Annotated in this window: 8 protein-coding genes and 1 other RNA gene; 4 read left to right on the forward strand and 5 right to left on the reverse strand. The window is 60.1% G+C overall.

Annotation, left to right across the window (positions count from 1 at the left end; genetic code table 11):
- Window positions 1-3: 3 nt before the first annotated feature.
- The 4 genes from hflC to PDO_RS05665 all read right to left on the reverse strand — a co-directional run bounded on the left by hflC (window position 4) and on the right by PDO_RS05665 (window position 3,539).
- On the reverse strand, window positions 4-930 hold the full coding sequence (hflC, locus tag PDO_RS05650; protein ID WP_007598996.1) for a protease modulator HflC: 927 nt from the start codon (window positions 928-930) through the stop codon (window positions 4-6).
- 1 nt (window position 931) lies between these two features.
- Window positions 932-2,035 (reverse strand): FtsH protease activity modulator HflK, encoded by a 1,104-nt coding sequence (gene hflK, locus PDO_RS05655; protein WP_007598999.1) that lies wholly within the window; start codon window positions 2,033-2,035, stop codon window positions 932-934.
- A 154-nt stretch (window positions 2,036-2,189) separates the two neighbouring features.
- Complete coding sequence (locus PDO_RS05660) at window positions 2,190-2,711, reverse strand: dihydrofolate reductase (RefSeq protein WP_007599000.1); 522 nt, start codon at window positions 2,709-2,711, stop codon at window positions 2,190-2,192.
- 33 nt (window positions 2,712-2,744) lie between these two features.
- Window positions 2,745-3,539: a thymidylate synthase gene (locus PDO_RS05665; protein WP_007599002.1), complete on the reverse strand. Its 795-nt coding sequence runs from the start codon at window positions 3,537-3,539 to the stop codon at window positions 2,745-2,747.
- Window positions 3,540-3,680: 141 nt separating this feature from the next.
- On the opposite strand from PDO_RS05665, the gene ssrA reads away from it, so the two are divergent.
- The 4 genes from ssrA to PDO_RS05680 all read left to right on the forward strand — a co-directional run bounded on the left by ssrA (window position 3,681) and on the right by PDO_RS05680 (window position 5,270).
- Window positions 3,681-4,060, forward strand: a transfer-messenger RNA (tmRNA) gene (ssrA, locus tag PDO_RS26965).
- A 137-nt stretch (window positions 4,061-4,197) separates the two neighbouring features.
- On the forward strand, window positions 4,198-4,710 hold the full coding sequence (locus PDO_RS05670; RefSeq protein ID WP_007599004.1) for an SspB family protein: 513 nt from the start codon (window positions 4,198-4,200) through the stop codon (window positions 4,708-4,710).
- A gap of 64 nt (window positions 4,711-4,774) precedes the next feature.
- Complete coding sequence (locus PDO_RS05675; RefSeq protein ID WP_007599005.1) at window positions 4,775-4,966, forward strand: DUF4169 family protein; 192 nt, start codon at window positions 4,775-4,777, stop codon at window positions 4,964-4,966.
- An 88-nt stretch (window positions 4,967-5,054) separates the two neighbouring features.
- On the forward strand, window positions 5,055-5,270 hold the full coding sequence (locus tag PDO_RS05680) for a ribbon-helix-helix domain-containing protein (protein WP_037072708.1): 216 nt from the start codon (window positions 5,055-5,057) through the stop codon (window positions 5,268-5,270).
- Window positions 5,271-5,317: 47 nt separating this feature from the next.
- On the opposite strand, the gene PDO_RS05685 is transcribed toward PDO_RS05680, so the two are convergent.
- Window positions 5,318-8,867 (reverse strand): AsmA-like C-terminal region-containing protein (locus PDO_RS05685; protein WP_210161508.1); only part of this gene is annotated, 3,550 nt, incomplete at its 5' end.

Genomic DNA, 8,867 nt, shown 5'->3' on the forward strand with positions numbered 1-8,867 from the left:
AGTTTAGTTTCCGGCAGGAGCCGGAACCGCTGGCGTACCTGATGTCTGGCCGGTCCCCACGCCACTGTTGAAGAAGCGGAAGAAATCCGAATCCGGCGACAGAACCATGGTCGTGCTCTTGTCGCTCAGCGACGCCGTGTAGGCTCGCATCGAACGATAGAACTCGAAGAAGGCCGGGTCACGCGAGAAGGCATCGGCAAACAGCCGGTTGCGCTCCGCATCGCCCTCACCGCGAAGGATTTCCGAATCGCGCTGCGCTTCCGCCTGCAACTCGACAACCTGACGGTCGGCGATCGCGCGGCGGCGCTGGCCTTCTTCGTTACCGCGAGCGCGGATCAGTTCGGCCTCGGCAAGACGCTCGGCCTTCATGCGGTCGAAAGTCTGCTGCGACACTTCCTGCGTCAGGTCCGTGCGACGGATTCGGACATCGGAAATCGTGATGCCCAGCGTTTCCGCGTCGGCCTTCAGGTCGCTGCGGATTTCCTGCATCATCGAGGAACGTTCGTCCGACAGGGCAGCTTCGAAGCTGCGCTGACCGTAGACACGGCGCAGCGATGCATCGAGACGCGTCCGAAGGCGGGCTTCCGCCGATTCCCGGTCACCGGATACGGTTTCACGGAAACGACGCGGATCGGTGATGTTGTAGACCACGAAAGCATCGACTTCGTAGAACTTGCCGCCAGAAACCTGGACACGAATGTTGTCGAGGTCGAAACGCAGCGCCTGATCTTCGACATACTGGACCCGATCTGCATCGGCAAAGGCGAACGGCAGTTTGAAGTACAGGCCAGGCTCGCTGTAGACGTCCTGGATCTGACCGAAGCGGACAACCACTGCCTGCTGGCGTTCGTTGACGACGAAGACGGACGAATAGATCAGCACCAGCAACACGGCCAGACCGATCAGGATTGCAGCCAAACGATTGGACATCTTAGTTGCCTCCCTGCGTCTGCGCCGGACGTGTGATTTCATTCAGCGGCAGATAGGGAACCACACCCTGCTTTTCGTCGATGATGACCTTGTTCGAATTCTTCAGAACCTGCTCCATGGTTTCCAGATAGATGCGCTGGCGGGTCACGTCAGGCGCCTTGCTGTACTCGTCATAGATGGAGACGAAGCGCTTAGCCTCACCGTCCGCTTCCTTGACGACACGGTCCTTGTAGGCTGCCGCCTCTTCGCGGATCTGCGCAGCCTGGCCTCGGGCCTGACCGAGCTGGGTGTTGGAATACTTGTTGGCTTCTTCGACGAAACGGTCTTCGTCCTGCTCGGCGCGCTGCACTTCGTCGAACGCGTCGGCCACCTCGCGTGGCGGTGCCGCATCTTCGATCGCCACGGCATTGATGGAGATACCGGCCCCATAGGAATCCATGGTGCCCTGGATGATCGCCTTCACACCAGCCGCGATGTCCTGACGCGCATCACGGAAAATGTCCTGTGCCGGACGACGCCCGACCACTTCACGCATCGCGCTCTCGGCCACCTGCTGCAATGTCTGCGCCGGGTTTTCAAGATTGAAGAGATAGGCCTTCGGGTCCGAAACCGTGAACAGAACCGAGAACTGAACGTTGACGATGTTCTGGTCGCCCGTCAGCATCAGACCAGCGCTTGCATTGCTGGAATTGGCGCGACCGCCGATATTCTGCTGCTGCTCGGTGACCTTGACGATCTCGACCGTCTCAAACGGCCAGAAATGGAAATGCAGGCCGGGCATCGAGATGTCTTCCGTCGGCTTGCCGAAGCGCAGCTCGACGCCGCGCTCGTCCGGCTGGACGGTGTAGACGGCCTGGATTAGCCAGAAGGCCACGAGAACGAGGGCAAGGATTGCCACCACGCCACCGTTGAACCCACCCGGGACCACGCTCTTCAGACGATCCTGTCCGCGACGGATCAGATCCTCCAGATCGGGGGGCGTGTTGTTGCCGCCACCGCCACCACGTGGCCGGTTCGGCCCCTGCCCCCAGGGGCCCTGATTGTTTCCGCCGCCGCCGCCGCCCCATGGACCGCCGCCGCCGCCGTTCTGATTGCTCCAGGGCATTCATACCTCTTTTGTTGTAAAATCGCTCCCAAGCCCCTCGCGGACACCCCGGAAGGCAAGCGCGCAAATGACTGACATGGTTATAGGTATCAGCCCACCGGCTTTCAACGCAAACCAGTCAACTTCTTTCAAAGACAGGGGAAATATTACGTTATCAGGCGCGCCTGCGACGGTATATCGCGTAGCAGGTGGCGTAATTGTCTTTTTCGCCCGCCGGAACGACGGTTTCCTCGACCTGCTCGAACACAGCCGGGTCGATTTCGGGAAAGTGCGTATCACCGTCGATCTCGGTCTCGACATGAGTGACATACAAGACGTCTGCATATGGCAGCGCCTGGCGGTAGATCTCGCCGCCACCGACGACACAGACCTCATGCACGCCCGAAGCCTCCGCGAGAGCCCGCGCCCTGGAGAGAGCCGCATCAAGACTAGCGACCGTCTCGACGCCCGGCATCTCGATCCGGCTGTTGCGGCTGACGATGACATGCGGACGTCCCGGCAAGGGCTTCGAGCCGACAGACTCAAACGTCTTGCGCCCCATGATCAGCGGCTTGCCCATGCTGAGAGCCTTGAACCGCTTCAGATCGGTCGAGAGTTTCCACGGCATATCGCCATCGCGACCAATCACGCCATTGCGCGACACGGCCACGATGATGACGATATCAATGCTGGCCATCGCCAAACTCCTTGCTCGGCTTCTGCGCAGCGCCTAGACGGCAATCGGCGCCTTGATGCTTGAATCAGCGTCGTAGCCAACCAGCGTAAAGTCTTCAAACTTGAAGGAAAACAGGTCCTTCACCTCCGGATTGATCTGCATGTGCGGCAACGCCTTCGGGGTGCGCGAGAGCTGCAGATGTGCCTGCTCGAAATGATTGGAATAAATATGGGCATCGCCGAGTGTATGAATGAAATCGCCGAGCTTCAGACCGGTAACCTGGGCCACCATCATCGTCAGTAGCGCATAGGAAGCGATATTGAAGGGTACGCCGAGAAAGATATCAGCCGAACGTTGGTAAAGCTGGCAAGACAGCTTGCCGTCGGCAACATAGAACTGGAACAGGCAATGGCACGGTGGCAAGGCCATCTCGTCCACTTCCGCCGGGTTCCAGGCCGAGACGATATGGCGGCGCGAATTCGGATTGGTCTTGATGCCTTCGATCAGCTTTTCGATCTGGTCGATATGCCCACCCTTGCCATCCGGCCAGGACCGCCATTGTGCACCATAGACCGGGCCGAGATTGCCGTCTTCATCGGCCCATTCGTCCCAGATCGTCACGCCGTTCTCGCGCAGATAGCCGATATTCGTTTCGCCTTTGAGAAACCACAGCAGTTCGTGAATGATCGACCGCAGATGCAGCTTCTTTGTCGTCGTGACCGGAAACCCTTCTGACAGGTCGTAGCGCATCTGATAGCCGAAAATCGAACGCGTGCCGGTTCCCGTCCGGTCTCCGCGGTCGGTCCCCGTCTCAAGCACATGGCGAAGAAGGTCGTGATACTGCTTCATGGGTCGGGCCGCCGATTCTGTTTGACTGCATTCTAGTGTCAGCCGCCGGCCAAACCAAGCCACCCTCACGCGAAGGATGAGGCCATCAACAGCTTGCGTGGTTTACCGCCGTCAAAGTCTTTTGGCCCCACCAAGCCAACACCCCTTTTCATTGGCGACCGAAACACCTATATCAGTTTCGTTGGCTTTCGGGCCATCTATGGCAATAAACGGTCGGTGTAATAAACCTATTGGACCCGGGGGCGGTACCCGGCGCCTCCACCAAAAACCGGTCGGTCTCCCGAACTATGGGCGTGACCGGCTTTTGATGGGGGCGAAATAGGATCGACAAGGGCGTAAAGATCGAACTTTTGCTCGGCATGATACCGCCGTTATCGGGTCACAAGTGTAGTTGCAAACGACAACAACGCTAAGGGTTATGCTCTCGCTGCCTAATGGCGGTGCGGGAAATCCGAACCAAGTCCTCTAGGTTAGCCCCTTGAGGCGGGGTCCGAAGGCACCTGGCAACAGAAGCCTTCACCTTACCTTCCCCGCTACCCCATCTTTCTAAAATGATGTATTCTCACCGCATCAGACTCGTGCGTCAGGGCTTTTCTGCAATCCCTCGCCGTGGCATACAGCCGACTGAAACCGGCATGATAAGGAAAGACAGGATCTCATGGGGCAAGACCACATTCGCTACGACATTCTGGCCCAGGACGCATTGCGCAGTGTTATCCGCAAGGTTTTGACCGAGGTCGCGGCAGCAGGACGCCTTCCGGGTGACCACCATTTCTTCATCACCTTCCTGACCGGCGCTCCGGGCGTGCGCATTTCGCAGCACCTGAAGACCAAATATGCCGAACAGATGACAATCGTCATCCAGCACCAGTTCTGGGAACTGAAGGTGACGGACAGCCTGTTCGAAATTGGCCTGTCCTTCTCCGACACCCCGGAAAAGCTGGTGATCCCGTTCAATGCCATCCGCGGCTTCTATGATCCATCGGTGAATTTCGAACTCGAATTTGATGTTCCTCTGGCAGACGAGGACGAAGAGGGCGAAAGCGCCGAGATCACCGCCTATCCGGTCGACGCTGCGGCCCGCACCGAAGAAGGTGGCGAGCCGAAGGAAGGCGAAGAAAAGAAGGAAGGCTCGGTCGTCTCGCTCGATGCCTTCCGCAAGAAGCAGTAATTCAGGTTTATCATGATCGGCCGGGACATTTTCCCGGCCGACTGATTCCAGGGGATGCTCGATCGTGGCCGCTGACATCGTCAATCTTCGCCAGTTCCGCAAAGCCAAGGCGCGCACCGAAAAGGATGCGACAGCGGAACAGAACCGCATTTCATTCGGCCGGACCAAGGCGGAAAAGAGCCTGACGCGCAGCCTGAACGAAAAGGCGAGCAAGACGCACGAACAAGGCCGCCTGGAAGACACAAAAGGCGAATGAACACCCCCGAAAGAGATTCGCAATCAGCAGCTTGCCAGGCTTTGCGGAATCAATATGCGAAGCCCTTGGAACGCAGTGCGGGGCACCGGTGATCCGTAAGCGCTCGATTACTCTCCATGGCCACCGGACGAGCTTTTCGGTCGAGGATGCGTTCCTTGACGAACTGAGAGCTATGGCGACCGAGCGGTCAATGCCCTTGGCGGCCCTGATCGCCGAAATCGATGAAAACCGTCCCGCCGGGGCAAATCTGTCCTCGGCCCTGCGGCTTCGTGTCCTCGAATGGCTGAAATCAAAGCCCGGATAGACAATTCGCGAGCTCTATCGCGCAATCCGGTACATCCGCAGCTCGGCTCAATTCAATCCTGGAAGGGTGTCGAAAGTCAGCGGAACCGACGGCAGTGGCTGCCGCGTGACCTTCTCCTGCGGTGGCACCGGCAATGAGGGTTTGGGTGGAACGGTTTCCGTCGTCAGCGGCAACAGGCCTGGTTCAACAGGCCTTGTGCCGACCGGATCTGCCGGCAAGGACAGACTGCGCTGCTCCTGCGCCAGTCGCTCGGCCTCGTCGGCCTCCGCCTTCAGGCGCGCTTCCTGTTCAAGCCGCAAGCGCTCCACTTCCGCCCTGTCGCGCTCGTCCTGCCGAAACCGCGCCAAGGCAGCTTCACGACGCAAGCGCTGCTTCTCCAGCACGTTGGACTGCAATGTCTCGACCCGTCGGCGCTCGATTTCAAACGCGCGCAACGAAAGGAAATTGGTCAGCCCAGTGACATCGAGCGAGCGTGTCGGCGACAGGACGTCGCCATTCAAGATCATCCGGTAACCGGCGTCTGTGCCGGGCAGCGCCGCCTCTCCGGCATCAAGAGACACCTGAACGCCCGCCTCGATCTCGCCGTCGGCGAGCGAAAGCCTTAGATCACCACCGAGCTGCGCCTCGGACGTCTGCACGGTGGCATTTTGCACACGCACCACGCCATCCGTCACCGCGAACGGCAGTGACAGGTCAGCCACCTGCATGGAGCCGGATTTTATCAGGCCATCAGCAATCTCGCGGACCTTCTCCTCGTTGATCGCCGTTCCGAGGACATCAGCTTCGCTGAGCAGGCCGGCCATGATGCCAAGCTTGAAACCTGGCACGGTCAGCTTCGCCAGCTTGATTTCCCCGGATCCGCTGCTCTGGCGAAGCAGTTCAGCAACCGAATTGCCGCTGCCCTCGGCCACAAATGTTGCGTCGAACCTACCCTCGGCGACGCCGGCACCTTCGATCCCGCGTTCGGTCCGCAACGTGGCCAGGGTTTCGGCAAGATCAAGGCCGCTCAGATCGAGCCGCGCCTGCAGGAAGCCGGCGCCTTCGCTGTTTGCCAGCGACAGCCGGCCGGATGCCCGCCCACCGAGCCATTGTCCGGTAACGTCATCAAGAACAATCTCACCGGCTTTCCGGCTCAGTTTTCCGGCAAATTCCGTGATCGTGCCGGCAAATCCCGGCGCGAACCGCTTGGCAGTCAGTTCGACATCAACCTCCGCCTGTGCAGCAATCTTTGGCAGCGCACTCTCCAGCAGAGCACCGCTTGCCGGGTCACGAACCGGCCCCAGGACCGTTTGCGCGAGCCATTCGAGGTCTGCCCGATCCATCGAGATCGAACCACTCGCCTTGGGGTGGTCACCTTGCCAGTCGATCGTCCCCGTGGCGTTGACGGCATTGCCGTCGACCTCGGTGGCAAGCTTTTTCACTGCGATCTGGCGTTTCGCCAGGCCGATTTCCGCATCCAGCGTGACCGGAAGCCCGGTGCCGATTTCCGGCAGGATGGAACCCAGCGTCAAGAGATAGGGTCCGAGGTCTTCGCTGTTGAAATCAACCGCCCAGTCTCCGTCCAGCATATCGGCCGAGTTCGCAGCCGCGAGCGTGCCGTGTGCCTGGAGGTTTGTGCTGTTTGACGTATAGGTGACGACCGCTTCGGATGCCGTGGACGGACCAGACTTCATCGTCACGCCAAGTAGACCGCCCTCGCCGATCTCCAGCGGCAATGGATCGAGCCCGGCTTGCCCCAGCAGGATCTGGGCTTCGTCGTTTTCCAACGTGGCCGAGATGTCCGCCTTTGCGTTTACGGTCGTATTGATCAGGTCACTCGTATTGTAGCGTGCTTCGATCCGGCTGCCGTTGGAAGTCCCTGAAAGTTTGGCTTCAAGGCCTCCGCCATCCTGGTTGCCAAGGGAGACATCGACCGTCAGCTTGCTGTCGGCATACCAGGCAGCGCTGGCTGAAAGCCTCGGCAACAACGGGTTGCTCGGCAGGCGTTGGCGCAGCAAGTCGAGGAATGGACCCGGGTCTTGCGCGCTGATTGCGATGTGTCCCTGCCCGCTCGGCTTGAGCAAGGTGCCCCCGATCGCGCCATTGGCCTCGATCGCCGCACCGGAAACATCACCGACATTCAGCCTTTCGATCGCGATTTTTCCGTTATCGAAGGAAAACACCGTATCGACATCATGCCCCTCCACCCCATAGGCCGACAGCGTTCCCACTTTCAATCGGGCGGCAATTCGCTCCGCCAGCAGATGCTGCTCGGCATCCTCGCCGACCAACAGGACCGCTATCGCGCGTGCGGCATCCAGATCGAGCGCATCGCCGGTTAGATCGACCGATAGGCTGGCAGCCGAGCCAGCAACGGACTCACGCTCGACCCGCCCCTTGAGCGGCTCGGCGCCAATCGCCAGTTCCAGTTTTTCGAACCGCTGCAGATCGCTTGTCAGGTTGACCGACGCGGAAAATCCGGCGGACTTGAGCTGCCTGATCGCCGGATCGACCTTCCCGGAAATCCATGTCGCAAGCCCCGATGGCTGCGTCGAAGCGACAAGCAGTTCGCCATCGAAAGACGGCGCACCGGCAAGCCTCAACCAGCCCTTGGCTTCCACCTGGGTTCGTCCGGGCAGGACGGCAACCGCGCGATCGACCGTCCAGCCGGTACCGGCCGGCCGGACATCGAGCTGGATGTCCCTGAAAACAGTGTCACCTGCGACGATTGCCGGCAATTTCAGGCTCGCCCGCCCCGGCACGCTGGGGATCGGAATCTCTGCCGCCGTCGCCAGAAGAAGCGCCAGTCTCTGGCGAACGGATGTAGCCACGCTGCGCGAAGTCTTGCCCTTGGTCCCGTCGCCCGCCAGACGGTTCACGTCGACTTGCTGGCCATCTGCGGTCAGCAGGAATTCCGGCCGTGTGCCGGTGTCCAGCTTTGCTTCTCCATTCACCACATAGGGATCGGCAGGATCGCCAAGCTCGAGTCTATAACTGGGAACCGCAACCCTTTCATTCGTCAGTTCGAAGTCGCCCTTGACGCGCGGCCCCGGCAGCGGCTTCGCCTGCCCCGGTTGCGATGCGTTCTCTGCCACCTTCCAGTTGGATTCAAAGCGGCCCTTGTAGACAGGCCGCCCTGCCTCGAAGGCCAGTGCACCTTCCAGAACCAGATCGAACGGTCGCGTTTCGGGATCAAGTTTCAGGCGCAAGGGCAACGCGGCGTCCTGCGGTGGCGATGTCACCAGGGAAAACTGCGCCGCCTCACCATCCAGCGACGCCCGTCCTTCGACCGTCCATGGACCGGAGAGAGAGCGGGCCGAAATCTTGGCGTCGAAATCTCTCAGCAGGCGATTGCGACCGGACTGCTGGTCGATGAACTCAACCTCGCCGCCGCTGACGGAAACGCTTTCCAGGACGACGGTCCGGGCCGGAATATTGGGCTTGCTACCCCGCAGCCAGTCCATCGTACCATCAGGTAGAAGTCGGATCCGGGCTTTTGGCTCCTCGATCCGCATGTCGAAGATACGCGCCTCGCCAGACAGCAACGGGGCCAGTTCCGCATCAAGGGAAAACGGGCGATTTGCACGAGCGGTGTACCGTCGATATCCGTTCCGATCG

The sequence above is a fragment of the Rhizobium sp. PDO1-076 genome, assembly GCF_000247475.1.
Taxonomy (GTDB): Bacteria; Pseudomonadota; Alphaproteobacteria; order Rhizobiales; family Rhizobiaceae; genus Allorhizobium.